A 22,150-nucleotide genomic window follows, 5' to 3' on the forward strand; every position below is an offset into this window, starting at 1 on the left:
GAGTTTGATGAGTGTGGTAACTTTTAAACTCTTTTCGATGCTCACTTATTTTATAACTAGCAACTTGCGTTAATTATATATCCCGTCTTAGACGATTTCGCAGTAAGTAGTAGTGATGTAGATAAAGCAGATGCCCAACAAGCTGCTTTAGAAGCTTTATTAAGAAGTGTAACTGGAATTTCTAACTTACCTGTGCCAAATTTTGTGGAAGGTATAAAAGCCTTTTGGATATTGCAGCACAGGCGAGGTTATCCACCATTTGTAAATAGGATTGAATTATCGGTAAATTTATCAGGTACACTATAAAAAAATTGTATGAAATTTTATTTTGCATTAGGGTTAATTATATTATTAGTGTCCTGCAAAAAACATAAACTTGAAATTAGGCCATTGCACCCTTATATACAAAAAGGCAGATGGGAGCAAACCGATAGCGTTTCAAGCAAGTTTTACTTTATGAAAGAATTTAGTAGTTACGATAAGGACAGCATTTTATTGGACGATTTTGTACGCAAAAATATTGATTCGAATTATGCCAAATATTATCAGTATGAAATGATGTTTTTTAAAGGAGATAATCGTGCAAATGAAACATTTAGGGCTACCCCAAATGAGGGTGTTGGTGCTTGTCGTTTGTTAGTAACGTACATGTGGCAAAGAGGAAAATTTTTTCAATGTATGGATAATAGTACCGTCCCAATAACTAGCTATTTTAAAAAGGGTAGCCCACTGTTTAATTCAGAAATGAAAATGGATGTAATGAAATTTGATAATGATGATATGAAGCAAGATGTTGAATTACAGGATACTTTAGAAAAAAAGAATTGATAAACTTCCAAATGACCGTTGATATAAATAACAACGGTCATTTTTATTATTTTAAAAAATTATTTCTATTCATTTAATACTGCTGATAGGGGGTATTCTTTTTTTAATCCCGAACAATAAAAAAAGACATTTGCAACGCCTTGTCACAAACCAATTGTGCTGCTTTTGCAGAAATTATAATACATATTCATTTTGGGTAAGCCCAATAAGTAACCACAAGCGTATAAATGTGTGGTAAAATTTTTCCGACTTTTTTGGGGGAAATTATACTGCAGATGATATATCACAACATTATAACAATACATATCTTCTTTGGCCTGAAGGCACATCCAATTTCGGGCTATTAGGTGAAGATAGATTAAGTTTATTGGGTGATTATTTTAATTACCAACAATACACTTCAAGGGCGCAAATGGTTGCGGCGCTCAATAGTGGAATTCCAATTACCTCGATTATGTTATATAATGGTATTGGTCATGAGGTGATGGTTACAGGATATAACGAAATGGAATTTTTTATTTACTTTGATCCCCAAACCTTAAATTATGGAACTACACCTGCATCCGGTTTACATAATAATGTTGGTATAACAGGATTAAAGGATGGGGGTTATGGTATACCAGATTGTAGTTGTAATAATTAGAATTCGGAATAACTAATAATTTATAAATAATAATATGAAAAAAAATACAGTATTGATATCGCTTTTTATGGCATTATGTAGTATTGCCTATACACAAACAAACACTGAAAAATATTTAGGTGATGATGGTATATTATACATACTTCAATTGCCAGATATGAAACCCATTTTTTGCCAACGATTAATAGTTAGTAAAAACAAATGTGATTCTGTTAGAGGAGGCGGTAAAGTCAAACAAATTAGAGCAAAATTTGGGGATGATTTAGTAGCCAAATATGGAGCTAGCATTTTTTATGTAAAAAAAGGCACGATACTTTTTAATATCGAAGAGCTTTTTAAAATATATAGTATTTCTTTAGAAAATAAAGAACTGCCTATATATCTAGATTCCATGTGCCTCACACATCCTAAAACAGTACTTTTAGATAAAGATGTAATTGCAGAAATAAAGGTTAAAAAAACTAAAGTTGGCAATACCGAAGAAAAAAGAATTTATATATCTACTTTTGGTGGGATTGACTATTTTAAGCTTAAAGCTAAATCCGATGCATCATATAAATACATACCACTTATAGATAAATAATTTAATAAATTTCGTATGTAAAAAATATCATCTACTGTACCAGCTGGTATATTTTAAATTCCGTCAACCTATTTTATGATGTAGCGATGAATAAAATAAAAAAAGCCGTCACTATTAAACTGTGGCGGCTTTTTACTTAACAAAACTCGTACTAACTCAGGAAAGAGGTACTTTGTAGACTTATAGCTGTGTTAGTTGTAAATTGATAATTTTAAGGTCAAACTATTTGTTTAGCAAGGTAACTGCACTCTAATCGTATTGCTTTTTAGTTATTAAAATAGGTTCGAATCTACTTTTTTTGTTTTGTTATTTGTTTTGGCTTAAAATTATCATTTACCTACTTGGTCAGAATGATATTTATTTGGTTATCGTCATTTTATAATGATTCAGTCAATTGGTGATACTGAAAAGAACTACACATAGTAATTGTAATAGCTTGATGGTTAATGCGATCATAAAAATTATAACTTATGACTAATTTGTCACACCAAATCAGATTGGCAAAATCTCTTTGAATGAAAACCCTTCACAGAACACACCTACCAGATAAGATGCCCATTTATAATACATTTAGTTTAGATGCGGTAGTAGGTAGGTCAAACAATTATGCTGCTTGTATTGAATTACGTATATATTACTACCTTAAGAAGGCTCATAAAAAATATATTTATAAGCATTCATTCTTTAATTTTATATTCTTTATGAGTCAATTATTCCAAAGATTTGATATTATTTTTTTTTGCTTTTAAGTCAAATTATTCTTAATATTATAATTTAAAGAGCGATCAAAAGTCGATGTTACAAAACCGCTTTTTTACATCCAATAAGTCTTTCTAAAATGCCATAATTGCTTTCGTGAAACTTATCCTCGAACAAATAGTCCTCTACAAATTTTTAACAAGACTCAATAATGATGATGATTTCATGCGAGAGAAATAAAAGATATTATATATTCAATTGAAGGAATACAATGATAAATAATCTGAAGTGCAATAATCTTATCTAGGGTTATTGTTCCTTTACTGCTGGAATTATTACGGTTGGCATTCTTTTAATTTCTCTTATATCCTTTGGTTGCCACCTACATAAACCTGAAATCAAAAAGATGAATTTATAACATCTGTTACAATTTATTGTTTAAGTACAGCCTTAAACATTTTCACGAATAGATAACTTTTTATTATATATTATAGAATTTATAAAAAAATTAAAACTTAAAAAACAATACCTTTTGGATCTAAAAAACCTAACGGCGAATAGCAAAACATTGATAGGGCTTTTTATTTCTTTATCACCAAATGCTGCAATCCTGGGTCACTTAAAACCCGTTCCATTTCTGACTGGATAATATCCTGCACATCCTGTTTTATCTGCAAGTAATTCCGCTGAACCATTGCATTATCAAGCTTACGGATGGCAGGTATTTCCCTGAAATTATCCTGCTCTTTTTTCAATGCTCCGTGGTCGTTCAATATAGAACAATGGAACGCTTTCAGGTCTATTTTACAGTCAGGGTCATCTGCTACCATTCCCACAAAATCACCAGAAGAAAGTGCGGAAATTTTGGACGGTGGAATAGCAGCTTCTAATTGTTTTGAACGGCTGATGGAGGTGTCCTGACTATTAATGGAAAGGCTTTCCCTATCTTGCATAATCTTCCCAAAACGCTCACTCAATTGCTTGGCCGTATCACCAGTCACCTGCCCACTTATAATGTTGCCTGTTATGTTCATGATAACGTCTGCCTGTTCTTTGCCATAATCCTTACGCAGTTGGCTAAAGTCCTGTATGCCCAGACAAGTGGCGACTTTGTTGCTTCTTGCCGTGGCTATGAGGCTGTCCATATTGTTCAAATAAATGGTCGGGAATTCATCGAATATCAAACTGCTTTTCTGCCTGCCCTTTTTGTTTACCAGCTTTACCAAACGTGTTACATAAAGCGATAGTACCGCCCCATAAATCTGTATTTTCTGTGGGTTGTTACCCATGCAAACAATCTTTGGACGGTCGGGATTATTAATGTCAAGTGTGAAATCATTACCCGATAGCACATAGTATAATTGGGGCGAAGACAATCTCGCCATTGCAATCTTGGCTGCGGCAATCTGCCCTTCCAATTGTTCCATCACATCGTTCAGGTAAGCATTCACAAAAGGGTTAATCAACACCTCTATTTCTTTCTCGGTACGAAGAGCTGTAAACAGGCTATCATAATCCACTTGCATCAGTTCAATCACATGCGGTAATGTACAGAATTCACCATCTTTGTACTTACGCAGATACCAAATGATAGCCGTTAGAAAATTGATGGGTGATTCAACAAAAAAGTCGCCCTGCCGTTTGATCCATTCCCTGTTCAAGCCCATCAAAATAGTCCGTGCAGATTCTGCCGCATCTGTTATATCCGTCATGCTTTCATGGTCAAGTGGGTTGCAACGGTGTGTACGGGTAAGGTCGTCAAAATTGATTACATAGAACACTGGCTCAACAGGGTATTTTATCTTGTATTGCAGCCATGTATTGTACACGATTTTGGTAAGGTCATCGAATTTGAAATCATATACGAACATGGTAAAGCCCTTCTTGATATGCTGGGTAATGATATGCCGTATTACAAAATAGGATTTACCGGATCCTGGCGAACCAAGTACCATCAAACCACGGAACGGATTGATGATATTTATCCAGCTTTTGCGGATTCTTTCTTTTAGATAATACTGTGCAGGAAGGTTAATGGAAAACTCATTTTCAAGTAACCGTTCCTCTTGCGGAAAGGTCTCATTTTCTTTGTTGAAAATATCCTTACTGTTCAATTGTTGCTGTATCACACGGGACAACAACGTGCCACCAGAAAGCACCAACATGAACCCAATGGCCGTAATGCCAATGTACAATATTGCAGCCGTGGCAAGTGCTATTTTCGGCAATAAGGAAAGGTAGCTCAGGAAATAAATCAGTAACCCTGTAATGATATAGGCAAAGGCAGTTTTGTAGCTTAACTTTTCAGCCTTTCTTCCCTTGGCACCCATTAAAGAGATGGTCAAGAAGCCCAATGCAATCAATTTGGATGTATTGAATTTGTTGAACAATCCTGTGTTTCGGATATTGCCCATCAACCTGTCCGTAAGTGTTACTGTAAGCTGCCATTGCTCAAAAGCAGTGTAGCAATAATAATAGAAGTGCAGCACCAAAACAGCGATGCTGATCAATCTGGTCATATCCAGTATTTTCCTAAGAGCCTGTTCATTTTCTCCTGTTTGCATAACCTGTAATTTTTTAAATTATAAATCTTTTGAAATCCTTTTTTTCTTTTTCTTTCTGCCTTTTTTTGTCAATTGGTAAGGTACAAAGCCAGATGCGTGTTCGGGCTGTAACAATGTTTCCAGTAGGTCGATACCTTCTTTGTTTTTGGTACTGAGATTGAATGAAGATTGAGGCTGTACTGGTTGTGTTTTCGGGTTATGTTGTCCAACAAATTCCTGCCCCTGCACCTGTTGTTCTTGAGAAATGCCACATCTTTCCAATATGCCTTTCGCACTATATGCTTTACCCAATACGCTACCTTTAAAAACGCATTTGGTGCGGTGGTCAACGTAAGTAATCCCATAAATAATCCCATCTTCATTTTGCCTTAAAACGGTGTTGATGCCCTCTTTATCCAGAGCCTTTATTAGTTCATATAATTGTTGGTTCGGCTGTTTTAAAAGGGTCAAATCAATGGCATTCTTTACTCTCGCTTTATGGGGCATCCGTGCAGTCTCGTTCGAGGTAAATTTTTCTTCCACAAAAGCAAGTGTTGGCTTACTGTAAAAGTCACTAGCCTTAATGGGTACGCCCACTTTATTCCCTAGTTCATCCACTATCCTGTACACCAACCCACGGTTCTTGAATATCCTTGACCCTTCGCTGCCACGGTCGGCCATAACATGGTATTGTTTCAGTACCGCATTCAATTCTGGTAAGCTAGTGTATTTGTACTCTTTAAGGACGTTATCCAGCACATTAGTGATGGCCCTTTTGGTGTCCACTTTGCCATATTGCACCTTTTGTAAATTGATTGGCTTAAGACTGTACAACTGCTGCTGCTTTTTACTGTCCTCGGCACGTTTCAACCCAAACAATTCTTCTATTTCCTTCCTTGCTTTTTCGGATTGGTTACGACCAATATTCTGCATGTCTATGCGGCTTCCATCTGCCCGGACTTTGACAGATACGATATGGATATGTGGATGTCCCGCATCAAAATGCTGATAGACCAAATAGGGCTGTTCACCAAAGCCAATCTGCTTCATATAGGTATCTGCAATGCCCTGCAACGTTTCGTTTGAAAACTTTTCTGAAAGGTCAAAATTTAGCGAAATATGGACGCTGTTGCGGCTTACATTTTCGTTTAAAGCTGCTTGGTTTTTCAGCCGATTGAGCTTATTTGTAAACGACAATTGTTCAAGATCCATCGGATAATTTGTTGCTGAAATTATTTCAGCAACGCCCTCTTTCACCTTGTTCTCATTGTAGTTTAAAATGCGGTGAATGGAATGCCCCGTTTTAATTACTGCAACCATTTTTCACCAATTTTTTGGATATGGTTTTTGACCTCATCCACTTTGTTCAACAGGATTTTTTTTTCCAGTTCATAGGTCACCAGCCAGTCCCTGAATTCTGAAATTTGGTGCAGCGTATGCAGCTTTTTTACGGCTTGGTTGAAGTTGTTCCCGATACCGTTCAATTCGTTCCTTAGCTTGATACTTTCTGCCATGTAGTCATCCAAAGTCTGGTTGCGATACGCGGCAACAATGGGCTTTCCGAATATGATCCTGCGAACATAATCACTTAGTTTACGGCAAGTACTGGCTTTCCATTTCTGCTCAATTTTCTCGTATTCCTTTGGCGTTAGCCTCAACCCGATGATGCGGGTCCTGTTTGTTTTTTCCTGTTCCATCACTTATCATTTTCACGTTTTCAAATTCTTTAAATCATTCCAGCATCCCCCGACCACGAGTTCCGAGTAAGGGCGGCCAGAGTCGGTTGTTTAACAACCGGACATCTGGCCGATTGCGGAAAAGGCAATCTTATAGCCCTTCATAAGTCTTTGAAGATTTTCTATATTCACTTTAGACATTTTAATGTTGCTATCATGTTAACGGTATCCAATGATTATTCTATAACCAATATTGCTATCATAACTTTTGCTTGAGCTGTTTTTTGCTATTGTTACCAATGTTTACTAACCACTCGTTAAGGTCTTTATGTCCTTTATAAAGATTGCTTTCATCCTTGTATTTTTCGCTTAAAGACAAAGCGTAGCGACTGTAATTTTGTCCTGTGGCATCTCTATCCAAATAGAGTTTTATTACTTCGTGTGCTTCCAAAAAAGGACGTGCTTTTTCAAAGAAAGAAACTGAATTTAAAATGAGAAAATCGGTATCTTTTTTTGGTTGATTTTGGTGCATAGCAAGGAAAGAAAGGAAGTCTATAAAGCCTTCAAAAACGGATACATCTTTAGCCCCATTATTAAACGTGGTAATACCTTTTGGGGAACTGCTTGTTTTAAAATATTGGTTACGGATTTCATAACCACCAGCATCATTTTTGAAGCCGATACCATAGTAGATTTTATCGTTCAATCCATACCTTACCTCCCTACAATATTGCCATGCAATTGCAACTGGGATTTTCCTTTGTTCGAGGTATTTTATCAAAGAGAATGAACTGATAATAAAGTCTTGAAGAATCGTAATTTTTGGTTCTGCGACGGTCTGTTTTGGCTGTTGCATTAAGGGCTTATGAAAAGAAAAATCAGTTTCTATTTTCTGAAGAAATTCCCCAACGATACAGTTGTGGTAAAGGATACCAAAATCAATCAAGTTTCCACCTTTCCCAAGCCCGTGGTCGTACCAACGGTTTAACTTTGTATTGACTTTAAAAGAGGGTGTACGCTCATCTCTCAACGGGGATAAATACCAATAATCTACGTTCCTGATTTTAGCTGGGCTGAACCCCAATTTTGAGAGGTAGCCGACTAAATCCATTTCTTTGACCTGCTCGATTGAGTAGGTTTTTTTACCTAAATCCATAACTGCACATTTTCATTTTTCACTTTTCAGGTATCACGGGGACGAAGTTAAACAAGCAGCATCTGTACTACCTATCCTCACCATATTTTAACGAGGATAATGTAGCTGTCCGAAAATAAATTTGTGCCTTAAAATGAACAATTAAAAACGTGATGTTATGCTAACAACAACCGATGTGGCCAAAGTGTACGATACCATAATGAGTATCCCTGGCATGAATGAAACAGTGAAGATCGACATGCGGATTTCACGAAAAAATGTACTGCTGCTGAACAGTGTTATCAAGCGTGGGCTGACAGCAAAAGATGATGACAAATCTGCCAATCTGTTAGAGGGTATACCAAAGGAAACCTTACAGGAACTGGATGCTTTTGCAGATGACTGTTTAACAAAAGCAGGGCTAAATGAGCTTAATGAAAAACTGAAAGCATTAAGCCAGAAGTAACAAAGCCATAACCTGTTGCAAGGGGCTATTTATCCTGTCATTCATAGGATTGTATTCCCTTGCAACAGGTTATTCAACTAAAATTTTTCACCTTGCCTCATAGAAAATAATACCCTCAAAAAATACCATCAGATCAACGATTTAAAGTTGCCCTATTACTTACCTGCCTAAATACACTGAAGTTTATCCAGCAAGTTTTCAGACCATTACAATACTGCTTTATACATATCCCAACCCCATATTCACATAACTGATTTCCACGCTTTTCCTTGTGTAAATACGTTTGACCTGTCAACAATATTTCCAACAAATCAAACAACAAAAGTATGGAATCGAACAACAACATTTTCCAAGATGCAATTAGTATCGAAGAACTGGAAGCCCGTCTTGAAATGTCAGGTACAGGCATGTTTTCTTTTATTTCAGACAGTTCGTGTATCACCAGTACACCAACATTGCCCGGCACTGTTTAAACTGTTCTTTTTTTAAAGGGAACCTGCTTCGGGTTCCCTTTTATCCACCCAACACTTTTATTATATGACAGGCATTTCATTGAAATATGTGCAGGAAACAAACAGCAGCAGATACCTGTTGGTAAACGTTAGTGGCAGCACACACAGCATCAGCAAAATGCTCTACCATATCCTTTATAAAAAGCAGCAAAATATAGGGGACAAGGACATAGCCAAAGAGATGAACCTGCTTTTTGAGACCAACAGTTTTACAGGAGTTTTTATACAGCAAACTATTGAGAATACTTTAGCGAAGGTAAATTGTCGAGACACTTTGTTAAGGGCAAACGGACAGCCTTATATCTTCATGAAACAAACAATCATCGCTGCTGGAAAAGGGTCAACAGCTTATCGGTTATTATCTGGTTTGTTCCAAAGGAATATAGCTGCCTTGCTCATATTTCTATCGATAATTGCGACAATTTATTTCTTCTGTAACGAAGGTTTGAGTGCTTTTTCAGGGAGGTACCATCACACCATTGCAACGTTCAATTTTGGCAAAGCAATAATGCTGTATGGTTGCTTTTTAGTAATAATCTTACTGCATGAATTGGGACATGCCACTGCTGCATATCGGTTCGGCATAGAACCGCAAGAAATAGGCTTTGGGTTATATTTTATCTTCCCTGTTTTCTATACCAATGTTACGGGTATCTGGGCTTTACCAGTGAGGGAAAGGATTGTTGTCAATCTTGCTGGTATTTATTTCCAACTGATAGCAAACCTGCCTTTGTTGCTACTATTTTATATGGGTAGTTACAACCCTATATGTTTTGTTTTGATTACCGCTAACACCATTGGTTTACTCTCTGCCCTCAACCCATTTTTACGTTATGATGGTTATTGGCTATTCAGTGATATTTTCAATATCCCAAACCTTCATGCCAAAACTTGGGGCATTTATACAAGCCTTTTAAAAGGTAAAGCATCTTTAAAAAATACCACTTTACCATTGGTATTGTACAGTTTATTCAAAGCAATATTTTGGGTGGTTGACTTTTACTATTGCATACTATTTTTCCTTAATTCAATACAGGAAGTCCAACACCTTATCGCTACGCAAAGCAATAACGAAAACACGATTTCTGCTATTGCCCTTTCATCTGTTTCATTTTTGGTATTATTTTTTATACCACTCAAATTAATATGGTCTATCACTAAAATAAAGCAACATGAATCCAATTGACTATAAACAAAAAAGGGATAATCTGATAAATGCTTTTTTACTGTCAATGGACATTAAAAAAGACGAAATGCTTACAGCGAAGTACAATATTGTAAGTGCCAGCCTATCCAATTATTTGCCAGAAATTGATTATAAAAATCATGAAAATATTTTTAGGAATATCCTATTGCACCAGCAGTTGAGCCATTTGGAACAGACATCTTATGACGCAATGCAATACATTTCATACGAAAACCTAAGTGATGCCATCTGGAATATATTTAATAACAAGCCTTCCATTATCTGCACTTTTCATACGGGTTCGTATAGGTTGATAAACTTTTTCTTGGTAAAAAATAAAATACCTTACTCGTTGGTAATAGCCAACAATGTCATCGAAACACAAGGCGATTTATTCAATAATTTGTATAAAGAGATTATGAATAGTTCGGTGGAAAATGGCTTTGAAATTATCAATGCGGAACATCCTTCTTCGGGGCTTCAAATGTTAAAAAATCTAAAAAAAGGAAGAAGCCTTTTATTGTACATGGATGGCAATACTGGTGCAGGTAGTGGCACAATAAAAAATGACAATCATTGCAAAATCAACTTCCTTAACCAAGCCCTTTTTGCAAGAAAAGGTATCGGCTTTTTGGCACATGCATCACAAGTGCCGATCCTTCCTGTTGCCTGTTACCGAAAGTCCTTGGAAGATACAAGGTTACGCTTTTTTGAACCTATTTATCCAAATGTAAATGAGGCAAGGGAAGTATTTGCGGCACGGTCAACACAAGCTATTTACAACCTCATTTCACCGATTATACAACTGTACCCCGAACAATGGGAAGCATGGCTGTACTTGCACAAGTCGGCACATATCATCAATAGGTTTCAGAGGACGGAACAATTGCCATTTGATAGGGATAGTAAGCTGTTATTGAACACATCGTTGTACAGTGTTTTTAGCATAGCTGGTAAAGCCTTTCTGTTCAACAAAAACACCTATCTATCATACCCCATTGATAGTAGTGTGTATGTTTTCTTATCAGGGTGCAGTTTACAAAGTGTAAGGCTGGAAGGTTTTGATATTGCCTTGTTGCAACAACTGTATAACAACTATGTATTGAAAGCTGCTTAAAACGAAAGTATTATGTAAAAAACTTAAAAGATTCGAGGTTATGGTACCAGAAAAAAATAAAAAAACGCCTGTTTGGCTGGTGCATATTTGTGCATGGGTCGTTTACAGCAGCTTTATTTATATAGCCAACCGCTTGTCAAAGCCGAATATCACTGTTATTGAAGTGGCGTTTTTCCTGCTGCCTTTCTGTACCACCTTTTATGTGAGCCTATACTCTTTGGGATTGTACAAGAAAAGAGGGGTTTTATGGGGTATCCTAACTTTTATAATTGTCTTTATCGTTATGTCTGCTCTTGGTTATTGCTATATATACCTGTTGCTGCCCTTGGCTGGCATGAGGCTATACACGTCCAACAATTACAGGCTTTTTTTGGAAAGTGCCATCTTGGGCTATGTGCAATATTCGGCTTATGCCATGCTCTATTTTTATGTAAGGGAAACAGTACGGACTGAACAAAAACTACGATGGTTACAGGAAGAAAAATTACAACTGGAAAAGCAAAAGATGCAGCGTGAACTGGAGAACGCCATTTTGAAACAACAGGAACTAAAATCCCAGCAGGACAAGTTGCAGTACGAGTATGCTTTCCTGCGTTCACAGATCAATCCGCACTTCCTGCACAATACCCTCAACGTTCTGTTCTCACAGGCACTGGAATTCTCACAGGAACTGGCAGACAATATCCTGAAACTTTCGGGCATGATGCGGTATTCATTGGAAAGCGTGGAGTTTGAAAGCGGGAAAGTGCCGATTGAAAAGGAACTGGAGCATCTCCAGACCCTGCTCGACATCCACAACCTCCGTTTCGGGGACACAAAAATTATCCAGTACAGCACCGAGGGAGAGGTGCAAGGGCAAATATTGCCACCGCTTTCTATTATTACCATCGTTGAGAATGCCTTCAAATATGGCGATCTGAAAGACCCTTTGAACCCTTTGTTGATAAAAGTAAGGCTACTGCCACAAGAGATATATTTCTATTGCAGGAACAAAAAAAGGAAGAACAATATCCAGCTCTCATCGCTCAATATTGGCATTACCAACCTTAGTAAAAGGCTTGATGTTGCTTTTAAGGATATGTATGAGATGAAGGCTACTAACGAGGACGATTTTTACACTTTTGAACTCACCATAAAAAATTGACAGTATGATCAAGTGCGTAATCATAGATGACGAACAGCCTTCCATCAATGTACTGAAAGGCTATATCCAAAAAATACCGGGCCTGCAATTGGTAGGTACAGCCATTAACCCAATCGAAGGGATAGAACTGGTGCGTAGCACAAAGGCAGAAGTCGTTTTTCTCGACATACAAATGGACGAAATGAACGGTATTGAAGTAAAGCAGGTAATGGATCCAAGCGTCAAGGTGGTGTTCTGCACTGCCTATTCTGAATTTGCCGTGACCAGTTATGATCTTGATGCAGTGGATTACCTTATCAAGCCCATTGCATTCGGCCGTTTTGTAAAGGCAGTACAGAAACTGTCCGATAAGCTATTGCCAGGTATTTCTGCATTCGAGGTTATCCCACACGATTATTTTTATGTAAAGGCAGAGCATAAGGGCAAGATGATAAAAATAGACATTGACGATATTGACTATATCGAAAGCCGTAGCAATTATGTGGCATTCCACAGAGGCAACGATGTCACACTGGCATACCTTACCATGAAGGATTTGGAACTACGGTTGCCGCCTTCACAGTTTACCCGTGTACATAAATCCTATATCGTTGCCCTTAACAGGATTACAGCATTTGAGAACGGTAGCCTTTTGCTTAAAGGAAAGTCCACAAGGATACCATTGGGCAATAATTACAAAGAGGCTTTTATGGAAAAAATGAAAGGGAAACTGTTCTTGTGATTCTAGTTTAAAAAGAAAGGCGAAGGCCAGTATTTTAGCTTAATTAATGGGCATGTAAACAGCAGTGATACCTTATTTTCGTCAATATAACCTTTGTATGAAAGCAAAAATACCAACATGCCAAATTGATTTGTTTCTTAGGAATGAATTGATGTTCATCCTCAACCCATCAACGGATAAAGGACATGTTTATACCAAGGCTATAAAAAAATTAAAAATCGTCATTCCTAAAGAAGAAGCCTTACCTGAAGATGTAGTGGTACATATTCTTGGTAAAACAAGGTTTAAAAGGTTACAAGAATACATCGTGCAATTACCAAAATAGACCTTGCAATACCTCGTTACATCCTGAAATTTATAAGCTTGCCTATATCTGACCACGACCATCCCACTATTCACATATAGCAAGCCACTTTTCACATAACAGATTTCATACAGGGCATACCAGTTTTTAGTTTCACACCCGTTTAGCAACAGTTATATCATCGGCTGCCTAAATGCTTAAAAACTGTGTATGAAGAAAAGTACCACCATCGACATTATCTGCGGACTGCTCATACTGTTATTTGTTTACACTGCTGTAAGCAAACTATTGGCATACAAATCCTTTGTAGCCGTGTTGGATCAATCGCCATTAATGCAAGGCAAGGCAGGTGTTATTGGGTGGTTGCTACCAACGGTAGAACTGTGCGTTTCAGTATTGTTGTTCTTGCCTTCCACAAAAGAACTAGGGCTTTATTTATCGTTTGGGCTAATGGTTTTGTTTACTGCCTATATCGCCTATATGGTCATGTTTACGCCACACCTGCCATGTTCCTGTGGCGGTGTGATTAAACAATTGTCGTGGAAGCAGCATTTGGTATTTAATGCCTTTTTCATTTTGGTCGCTTTTGCAGGTATAATACTGTTCCGCAATAAAAATTTGGCAAAGCACCAAACACAATAACCTCATTGTATTACCGGGTACATACAACAGGAAGTAAGCTGAAAACCTGAAAAAAGAGTAAGCATCATCACATCACCAATCGTTGCAAAATGGTGCAACGGCCATCTTTTATTCTATTTTTTAATCATTTTTAAAAGTCACATTTATGAAAAAGTATCTTTTCGGTTCTTTGGCTGTTATCCTTGCCCTTGGTGCAAGTGCATTCACAACATTGAAAACCAAGCCCGTTAAAAAAAGCTTGTCAACAATGGTGTACTACTATCAGCTATCAACGCTTACTGGTGCCAATAATTCCAGCAATTGGTTGCCAGAGGGACAAGTGCAAAACCCACCAAGCTGCGAAGGCCTTGATATACCATGCAGGTTGCAATTTGAGACCACGGACTTCAGCGACATTAATGCTTACCTAAGCGGAAAAACCGATGCACAGGTAAGGGATGATGCAGCCCATGTAATCGACAAACCAGAGTAAATCAAAAGAGGGCATAGGGGATGTTTACCCCTTATGCCCTTCCTTTTAATTATCTAGGATTTTGCTGGATGTTGGAAAGCCTAATAACATCTTCAGGTATCGGCAATGCGTAACGCAGGTCATTTGGTAGCAATGTATAGGTTACTTGGTTCAAGACACGCTTAATGGTAATATTCCTTCCTTCAAAATTCAACCTTTTTAAATCGGGCCATCTTAATCCACGCATCAACAGTTCCTTTCTTCTTTCCACTAATATTTTATCCAGTACATCATTTGAATCAACTGCTGTTACAGGTGCAAAGAAACCTGTTTTATAACGCTTTATAAGCAATGTGTTCAAATCATTCAAGGCGTTTGTTTTATCATTTTTTCTCGCATAAGATTCTGCCCTAATTAAATATACTTCATTCACTGATATGCCAGAAAACAGTGTTGCACCACCTTCGTAGCTACCTTTGAAACCAACAGACCCGTTGCCGTTATCCTTAAAGAAAACTGTTTTTCTAAGGTCGTTGCTTGCAAAGGATTGGTACAATACTGAATCAATCTTTGCCCTACTATTGCTCAAGGGTGCTGGTACTGACATGGAACTCTCGTAAATAACTTCTGCATTGAACTGCTGGATAGGATAGGTTGCAGAAGCTGTCAGCGTATTAAAATCCAACAGGTTACTTTTTAATTGTAGGCAAAGGTCAGCATATCGTAAACTACTGTCATAATTGCCAATGTTCAAATAAGTCCTGGCCAATAGTGCATAGGCTGCAGTCTTGCAAGGACGCATAACATGTACAGGCGTTACAGGCAGCAAAGCGGCACTTGTTTTTAAGTCATTGATGATGGTATTGTAGGTTTCTGACAATGAAGAACGAACCGCAACAATATTAAAGTCCGAATTTGTCCTTAGAGGAATGCCCATATCAGTAGATGCAGTTAATGGGTTGTAGGCTTTTGTGAATGCTGCCGCTAATTGCCAGTATGTTTTTGCCCTTACAAATAATGCCTGTCCCAATACATTGTCCCATTGCATGGCATTCCCTGAATTCCTGTCCACATTGTCAATATTGTCCAAGACGGTATTGGCATAGTAAACAGCAGCGTAAGGCCTTCGCCAATCCCCGGCATTGAACTGGAAAAAATAATCCTTTTCCCATGTGTACATCCTTCTTTGCCCTTCATCTGAAAGAGCCGCCCAGTCAGCATAATTCAGATAATAATTATCTGCACTTATTTCACCAACGGACATATCCACATTGTTAAGGTTATTATAGTTGTCCAACAGTGCTTGAAAGTCTTTTAGTGTTGAAGGGATAACGTAGGACTTATTAGGGGCGGCATCCAAATATTTGCTGCAACTGCCCATCATGAGAGCAAGTGTTACCAGTAAAAGAGAAGAAACAATATTGATTTTTTTTGAACCCAACATGGTGAATGGTTTAGAAGATGAACAATAGTTTTAAAAGGTCGCTTTCAGTCCTATGGCAATATTCCTTGCAGGCAAGACCGATGACATTGGGTAATCCGGGTCAATGCCTTTCTTATTTGCCTTCCAAATAATACCAACGTTATTAATGTTTGCATAAAGCTGAATATTACGGAATGGCAGTTTTTTATTACTGGTTTTTGGTATGTCATAAGCAAGGGTGATATATTGGATACGGATATTATCACCCTTCTCTACCAACACTTCAGAGTTGTCATAAAATGCATCCCTTGCACTGATAGATGGATACACCATAGATGGCACGTTGGTATGCAGTTCATCGCCTGGCTTTTGCCACCTGTTGGCATAATCGGGATGACCGACACGGGTGTTGAAAAGGTTGGTATAATCAATAGATGCGTTCCTGAAAAAGTACCCAAACTTGTACATTAACCTGACCGTTAAGGATACATTCTTAAAGCTTACAGTATTACCTATTGAGCCAAAAATTGTTGGCATTACAGAACCACCATACACAAGGTCTTTTAATTGTGTAGAATCGGCAATAATGGAAGCGTAGTTTTTACTTACTTTCCCATTGATATAACCCATTGGATCACCCGTAGCTGGGTCAAGCCCTGCCCACTGGTAAGAGAATATGGAATAGACAGGCTTGCCCACTGTACCCAATGAATTTGGTACAGTGCCACTGATAAAACTGCTGCCTTGTAATGATGGATTGTAATAGTCCGTTATCTGGTCTTTGTACCAAGTAAAATTGATATTAGACTGCCATTTGACAATGCCATTGGTGTTCAAAGTATTTAACTCAATATCAATTCCATTGCCTTTCATGGTGGCAACATTTTTTGTAATTATACCAGATGGTATACCAGTTGTAATGTCAATAGGTGAAGGGCCAAAAAGATCCCTAGCATTCTTAATGTAATATTCTATGCTGCCGCTTACCCTTTCATTTTTTGTCCTGAAATCCAAACCCCAGTTTATCATCCTTACTTTTTCCCATTTCAGTTCCGGATTGGCGTTCCTGGAAATAATGGCATAGGGCGATAACGTGTAAGGCGAGTTGGAAGAATAGGTAATGGTGGTAACTGCACTTTTGCTCTGGTCAACATTGCCACTCACGCCATAAGTAACCCTTAGCTTTAAATAAGGCAATGCCGACAAATTATAAAACGGTTCTTTAGATAACAACCATCCACCACCAAGAGACCATAACGGGTTCCATTTCTCATTGGTATTCACACCAAATAAATTGGAAGCATCCCTTCTGCCGCTGATTGATAGTGTGTATTTCTGGGCATAGGTATAAGCTGCATTGCTATATACAGAAACGAAGCGGTTCAGCGTGTTTGAGAACCCAGCATTGTTTGGGATGAAACTGTTGCTGCCCGTAACAAAACTTGGATAGGTATTGGCAAAATCGACACTGGAAGAAGTCAATATATCAGGGTCATAACCATAAGTCCTGTAAGAATTACTAATGACATTTGATTCCCTTATTTCGGCACCTGCAATGGCGGTTACAGCATGTTTTTGCCATTGCTTATTGAAATTCAATTGCCCTCTTGCATTATGCGATGACAATGTGTTCCTTGATATGTCCAGTATGCCGCCAACGGGGATTTTATAGGTAACTACACCTGTTGCCCTGTTCAATTGACTATATTGGTTAATGAGGTTACGGGTAAAATAACTCTGCACATCGTTTAGGTTCTCTAACGCTACCTGTTGCTTTTCATATTGGTACTTAAGGTCAACGCTGAAACTTTTTGATACTGCATAATTGATACCAAGGTTCAGGATAATATCATTGGTAGTTGTAGTTGCGATGGTGTGCTTATAATCTTCCAACGGGTAATAGTCCCAGTTCAACAATTTGCCACCACCAGCAGTATCCGTATAGCTTTTCCTGAACCCTCTTGTAACTGGTAGTGCATTGCCATTATCATCTGCCAATAAAGTATAAGGTGGTAAATTACCGTTGGAAGTGGTAATGCTTCCGTATGCTGGCCGTCCACTGGTGCTTTTGCTTTGTGTATAGTAAACACCCGTTGAAAATTGCAGGTTTTTTATAGGTTGATATGTGTTCTGTAACCGTAGGTTAAACCTGCTATAACCTGCATTAAGTTCGCTGCTGTTCTTATCATAACCTGCTGAAAATAGGTACGACATATTGTTGTTGCCACCACGCAGGTTAACGGCATATTGCTGGTTCAAAGACTGCTTGTACAAATACCTTTCAAACTGGTCACGCAAATCCACGTTCCGTAAGGCATCTATTTGGCTGTTGGCCTGTGCAGTTGTCAATTGCCCGTTGCGTTGTTTAAATAATATCTCATACACTGGCGAAAAGGATGGCCTACCGCTATTTGCCGTATCTGAAAATTTAAACCCTTTGCCAAATAGGAATTGTTCCACATCAATAAAATCAGTGGTTGACATCTGCTTCTGGTAATACAGGTCGGGCTTGTTAGCAATCATGATATTGGAATTGAACTCAACCTGAAGTGGCTGGTTCAATTTCCCTTTTTTTGTTGTAATAACGATAACACCATTGCCAGCTTTCGTACCCCAAATGGAAGCTGCCGCCGCATCTTTAAGGATAGATATATTTTCTATATCATTTGGGTTAATATTGTTGATGTCGCCATCATAAGGGAAGTTATCCAAGACAATCAACGGGTCTTTTGGCCCTTCAATAGAACTCAGCCCCCTTATACGGATGCCACCGCCACCTGTTGTTTTCCTATCAACCAATAGGCTGTTGGATACAGCTTCCAAACGCCCTAATATGCTGGTACTAACCTGTTCATTAAAACGTTTATTGTTCACTTGTGTAAATGAGCCCGTTGCCCTTTCTTTAGGGATATTTTGGTAGCCAGTGCTTACCACGTTCACGTCCTGCATTTCAGTAACAGCAACCTTCATGGCTATCGCAAGCAAAGCCGAGTTTTGTGGGTTCACAAAAACAACCCTATCACGGTAACCCACATAGCTAACAACAAGTACACCACCAGTAGAAGGAACCTTGATTTTAAAATGGCCATCGTCACCAGTAATGGTATTGGTGTTTGTACCTTTTAAATTTACCAATGCACCAGCCAGTGGCTGGTTGGTAGAATCCGCTAGCACAAGCCCACTGATAACCGTGTCTTTTACAGGATATTGAATGGTATGGTCGTTATCATAGGTTGCTACTTTTGGGGTGACGATAATGGTCTGTTCGATAATTTTATAACCAAATGGTTGCTGCTCAAACAATTTTTGCAGCACCAAAGAAAGCTTTGCTTTACTGGCATGAAGTGTCACGGGCTTTGCCCCTTTCAAAAGACCATTGTCATAAATAACCCTGTAAGCCGTTTGCTGCTTAATGGCAGTAAACGCTTTTTCCAATGACGCATTATTCAAGTCAATGGTCACCAATGTGCTGTCAACCTGTGAAGCAAATGAACGTGTACAGCAACAAGCTATCACCAGTAACACCAGCAAGCAATTTTTTTTCTTCCGTACATGGCAATACAGTGCCAAGGCCTGTTTTACAGGCGATTTTCGCATGTTCATAAGAGTGAGGTTTTTAGTTTAAGTAAAGTAGTTCCCCCTATCGTTTACCTTTTAAAAGGCAGGATGGTCAAAGTGTTCTTGTCAATTTTAAAGGTAGCAATACCAGTCAGTTCCAGCATCTGCAACAGCTTGCTCAAAGGCACATTACGTTTTATTTCACCCGTAAAAAATTTTGGCTGTTTAAAGTCCCCGTCATATACCACTTGTACATCGTACCAACGTGACAGTTGCTGAACCACTTCTACTAATGGTGCATTGTTGAACTGGAAAAGTCCGTTCTTCCATGCAGTTGCCAAACCCACATCAGCGTTACTGATGGCAGTGGTTTTAAGGTCTGTTTTTACCTGTTGCCCCGGCTTCACCATTACCGTGCTGTGCTTGGTTGTTACTTTTATACTACCCTCTTCCAAGGTGGTAGTAGTGGCACTATCGGCATTGGTATAACTGTTCACATTGAAAACCGTACCAACTGCCTGTACGTCCATTTTGTTGGCGGCAACAATAAATGGTTTGTCCTTATCCTTCGCAATTTCAAAATAGGCTTCACCAGTTAGTTCCACCCTTCTTTCATGACCTGTGAATTGCATAGGATAGTGCAGGGAAGACGCAACATTCAACCAAACCTTTGTACCGTCTGCCAAGGTTACCGCATATTCACCACCATTCGGTGTACGCAAAGTGTTCCATTCTGTTTCTGCCACAGGGTAATCTTTCGGTCTATATACCAGCATGTCCGCCGTGGTATAGATATTTTCACCACCTTCATTAAACGTACTGTCCTTGTCCCTAACAAGGTGAATGATCATACCATTACCAGAAACCAGTTCTGCTTTAAACGAGCCGGGCAAAGCGTCATCACCATAAGTCTTAGTTGTGCTATCCACAACGGTTGACGCAATGGACTGTCCTTGCTTTTGGGTGTTCGATACCACCATCCAACAAGCCACCGCAATCAAGAAAACGGCTGCGGCACTAAACCATGTTGTCCTGTTCAATTTTTTGCTGTTGGTTGTTTCCTTTGCAATCACTTTGTCCAACAATTGTTCCCACTTCTCGTCAGTATTTGTTTGCCCAAATGCTGCCGTTCCTTGTTGCAGCATTTCAGCATCGGTTATCTCTTGCATCAACTTGCTGCTGCCCTCGGTTTCTGCTACCCATTTTTCCAGTTCTAACTGTTCTTGGGGCGTACTATGGCCACGCAGGTATTTTACAATTAGTTCCGAAGCACGTAATGCTTGGCGTGTTTGTTTTTGTTGCATGTAGTGGTTTATAAACGTTCTTTCCTTCCCCAGTTGCAATAGGGTTTTAGATTACAACATAGAGACGACAACTTATTAATTATTGGATACCGTATCCACAAAATTATTTACAAAAATTGTGCAAGTCGCAATTATGGTATATCAAATGAGATTTAGTTAGGTGTTTTTGCGAAAGTTTTATTTGATAACTTGCGGCAATAGATGAGTGCCTATAATTTAATATAAATCCATATGGACAAAGTAATATTTGATACGAATGCTTACAGATATTTAGTCAAAGGAAAGAAATTTATACAAGTTGATAAGGTAATTCAAAAGCTAAAAGCCAAAGAACAAAAGAACAATATTGAAACCTTAATTAGTCCAATTGTAGCTAAAGAATTACTTGCTCACGTCGCAGACAAAAAAGATCCCAGCTATGACATTTGTTTAAACGCTACCAAAGCACTCTATTTACATAGTATCAATCGCAACACCTACAATATGGTTGCAAGTCCTGAATTGTTAATCAGCAAAGCTTTTTTTGGTAAAACAATTCCTGCAAAGGAAGAAACAAACAAAGCTATTGGACAAATGCTTTATCATATTGCTACAAACCCCACGGAAAAAGTTTTTAAGAAATTGCATAGAAATTTACAGGCTAACAAATATCAAGTTATTGATGGCGAAAACAATTTTGCTATTCAAATGAAACAGTTTGTCAGTGTGACTGACCCAGACGCAAAAGGATGGCAAATTTTTCCAGATGACGAGAAGAAAAGAAGGAAAGTATTAGCATACATTAGGTCTGAAAAGTGTTCGTTTGAAATTGCTTTAGCTTTTTTATTTATTTTATATCAACAATTAGTATTTACTGGAGAATTGAAACTTGTGTCTAATGACGAACTTAGTGATAAAGCGAAATCCTTAATTTCTATTTTTCCAGAGCCAATAGCTTTACATAAACAAGTATTAGAAAACTTAGTTAACAGCGACTTCAACCTTTTTGAGGAGAGTAGGACAAATTTTGTTTGGGATGTTCAGCTTATGTTTAATGTTGAAAATCATCAAATTGACGGCTCTAAACTTTATTTTGTTACTGATGACAAAGCAATAATCAGAAGTGCGATCAAAGAGAATGCTAAATACACAATCTTGAATTATGACGAATATCTTGACTACCTCAAGTAATAAATTGCAGGTAAATGATTTTCATAAAGTTATTAACGTTGTGGA

The 22,150-nt window shown here is 38.1% G+C and carries 20 protein-coding genes; 13 read left to right on the forward strand and 7 right to left on the reverse strand.

What is annotated here, in order from left to right; genetic code table 11:
• Nucleotides 1-315: 315 nt before the first annotated feature.
• The 3 genes from ACT9TX_RS15190 (at nt 316) to ACT9TX_RS15200 (ending at nt 2,054) form a co-directional block, all read left to right on the forward strand.
• The gene (locus tag ACT9TX_RS15190; RefSeq protein WP_481339542.1) at nt 316-828 is read left to right on the forward strand and encodes a hypothetical protein; all 513 of its coding nucleotides are present in this window, start codon (nt 316-318) and stop codon (nt 826-828) included.
• 367 nt (nt 829-1,195) lie between these two features.
• Nucleotides 1,196-1,471, forward strand: coding sequence for a hypothetical protein (locus ACT9TX_RS15195; RefSeq protein WP_481339543.1), 276 nt, complete (start codon nt 1,196-1,198; stop codon nt 1,469-1,471).
• 34 nt (nt 1,472-1,505) lie between these two features.
• Complete coding sequence (locus tag ACT9TX_RS15200) at nt 1,506-2,054, forward strand: hypothetical protein (RefSeq protein WP_481339545.1); 549 nt, start codon at nt 1,506-1,508, stop codon at nt 2,052-2,054.
• A 1,280-nt stretch (nt 2,055-3,334) separates the two neighbouring features.
• Here the strand turns inward: ACT9TX_RS15200 and mobC are convergent.
• The 4 genes from mobC to ACT9TX_RS15220 form a co-directional block, all read right to left on the reverse strand.
• Nucleotides 3,335-5,317, reverse strand: coding sequence for a conjugal transfer protein MobC (gene mobC / locus ACT9TX_RS15205; protein WP_481339546.1), 1,983 nt, complete (start codon nt 5,315-5,317; stop codon nt 3,335-3,337).
• A gap of 18 nt (nt 5,318-5,335) precedes the next feature.
• Nucleotides 5,336-6,616: a relaxase/mobilization nuclease domain-containing protein gene (locus ACT9TX_RS15210; protein WP_481339548.1), complete on the reverse strand. Its 1,281-nt coding sequence runs from the start codon at nt 6,614-6,616 to the stop codon at nt 5,336-5,338.
• Nucleotides 6,604-6,993, reverse strand: coding sequence for a plasmid mobilization protein (locus ACT9TX_RS15215; RefSeq protein ID WP_481339549.1), 390 nt, complete (start codon nt 6,991-6,993; stop codon nt 6,604-6,606). Before ACT9TX_RS15215 ends, ACT9TX_RS15210 begins: the two co-directional genes overlap by 13 nt.
• A gap of 238 nt (nt 6,994-7,231) precedes the next feature.
• Complete coding sequence (locus ACT9TX_RS15220; protein ID WP_481339551.1) at nt 7,232-8,128, reverse strand: toprim domain-containing protein; 897 nt, start codon at nt 8,126-8,128, stop codon at nt 7,232-7,234.
• 157 nt (nt 8,129-8,285) lie between these two features.
• On the opposite strand from ACT9TX_RS15220, the gene ACT9TX_RS15225 reads away from it, so the two are divergent.
• The 9 genes from ACT9TX_RS15225 (at nt 8,286) to ACT9TX_RS15265 (ending at nt 14,671) form a co-directional block, all read left to right on the forward strand.
• The gene (locus ACT9TX_RS15225; protein WP_379015620.1) at nt 8,286-8,573 is read left to right on the forward strand and encodes a hypothetical protein; all 288 of its coding nucleotides are present in this window, start codon (nt 8,286-8,288) and stop codon (nt 8,571-8,573) included.
• Nucleotides 8,574-8,899: 326 nt separating this feature from the next.
• A complete protein-coding gene (locus tag ACT9TX_RS15230; protein WP_481339552.1) occupies nt 8,900-9,046 on the forward strand; it encodes a hypothetical protein in 147 nt (48 codons plus the stop codon).
• Nucleotides 9,047-9,110: 64 nt separating this feature from the next.
• On the forward strand, nt 9,111-10,271 hold the full coding sequence (locus tag ACT9TX_RS15235; protein WP_481339553.1) for a site-2 protease family protein: 1,161 nt from the start codon (nt 9,111-9,113) through the stop codon (nt 10,269-10,271).
• The gene (locus ACT9TX_RS15240; RefSeq protein WP_481339555.1) at nt 10,258-11,388 is read left to right on the forward strand and encodes a lysophospholipid acyltransferase family protein; all 1,131 of its coding nucleotides are present in this window, start codon (nt 10,258-10,260) and stop codon (nt 11,386-11,388) included. Before ACT9TX_RS15235 ends, ACT9TX_RS15240 begins: the two co-directional genes overlap by 14 nt.
• Nucleotides 11,389-11,428: 40 nt before the next feature.
• Nucleotides 11,429-12,532: a sensor histidine kinase gene (locus ACT9TX_RS15245; RefSeq protein WP_481339556.1), complete on the forward strand. Its 1,104-nt coding sequence runs from the start codon at nt 11,429-11,431 to the stop codon at nt 12,530-12,532.
• A gap of 4 nt (nt 12,533-12,536) precedes the next feature.
• Complete coding sequence (locus ACT9TX_RS15250; RefSeq protein ID WP_481339557.1) at nt 12,537-13,253, forward strand: LytR/AlgR family response regulator transcription factor; 717 nt, start codon at nt 12,537-12,539, stop codon at nt 13,251-13,253.
• Between the two features lie 97 nt (nt 13,254-13,350).
• Nucleotides 13,351-13,578, forward strand: coding sequence for a hypothetical protein (locus tag ACT9TX_RS15255; protein ID WP_481339559.1), 228 nt, complete (start codon nt 13,351-13,353; stop codon nt 13,576-13,578).
• A gap of 189 nt (nt 13,579-13,767) precedes the next feature.
• Complete coding sequence (locus tag ACT9TX_RS15260; protein WP_481339560.1) at nt 13,768-14,199, forward strand: MauE/DoxX family redox-associated membrane protein; 432 nt, start codon at nt 13,768-13,770, stop codon at nt 14,197-14,199.
• Between the two features lie 145 nt (nt 14,200-14,344).
• Complete coding sequence (locus ACT9TX_RS15265; RefSeq protein WP_481339561.1) at nt 14,345-14,671, forward strand: hypothetical protein; 327 nt, start codon at nt 14,345-14,347, stop codon at nt 14,669-14,671.
• A gap of 49 nt (nt 14,672-14,720) precedes the next feature.
• Here ACT9TX_RS15265 and ACT9TX_RS15270 read toward each other — a convergent pair whose 3' ends face one another.
• Genes ACT9TX_RS15270 through ACT9TX_RS15280 form a run of 3 tightly spaced genes read right to left on the reverse strand, consistent with a single transcriptional unit; the run spans nt 14,721 to nt 20,974 of the window.
• Nucleotides 14,721-16,094 (reverse strand): RagB/SusD family nutrient uptake outer membrane protein, encoded by a 1,374-nt coding sequence (locus ACT9TX_RS15270; RefSeq protein WP_481339562.1) that lies wholly within the window; start codon nt 16,092-16,094, stop codon nt 14,721-14,723.
• Nucleotides 16,095-16,124: 30 nt separating this feature from the next.
• Entirely contained in the window at nt 16,125-19,676 is a 3,552-nt protein-coding gene (locus ACT9TX_RS15275; RefSeq protein ID WP_481339564.1) for a SusC/RagA family TonB-linked outer membrane protein, read from the reverse strand.
• A 44-nt stretch (nt 19,677-19,720) separates the two neighbouring features.
• Nucleotides 19,721-20,974, reverse strand: a complete 1,254-nt coding sequence (locus ACT9TX_RS15280; RefSeq protein WP_481339565.1) for a FecR family protein — start codon at nt 20,972-20,974, stop codon at nt 19,721-19,723.
• 192 nt (nt 20,975-21,166) lie between these two features.
• On the opposite strand from ACT9TX_RS15280, the gene ACT9TX_RS15285 reads away from it, so the two are divergent.
• A complete protein-coding gene (locus ACT9TX_RS15285) occupies nt 21,167-22,105 on the forward strand; it encodes a hypothetical protein (RefSeq protein ID WP_481339566.1) in 939 nt (312 codons plus the stop codon).
• The last annotated feature ends 45 nt before the right edge of the window (nt 22,106-22,150 follow it).

It is taken from the genome of Parasediminibacterium sp. HNIBRBA5674 (genome assembly GCF_056745525.1).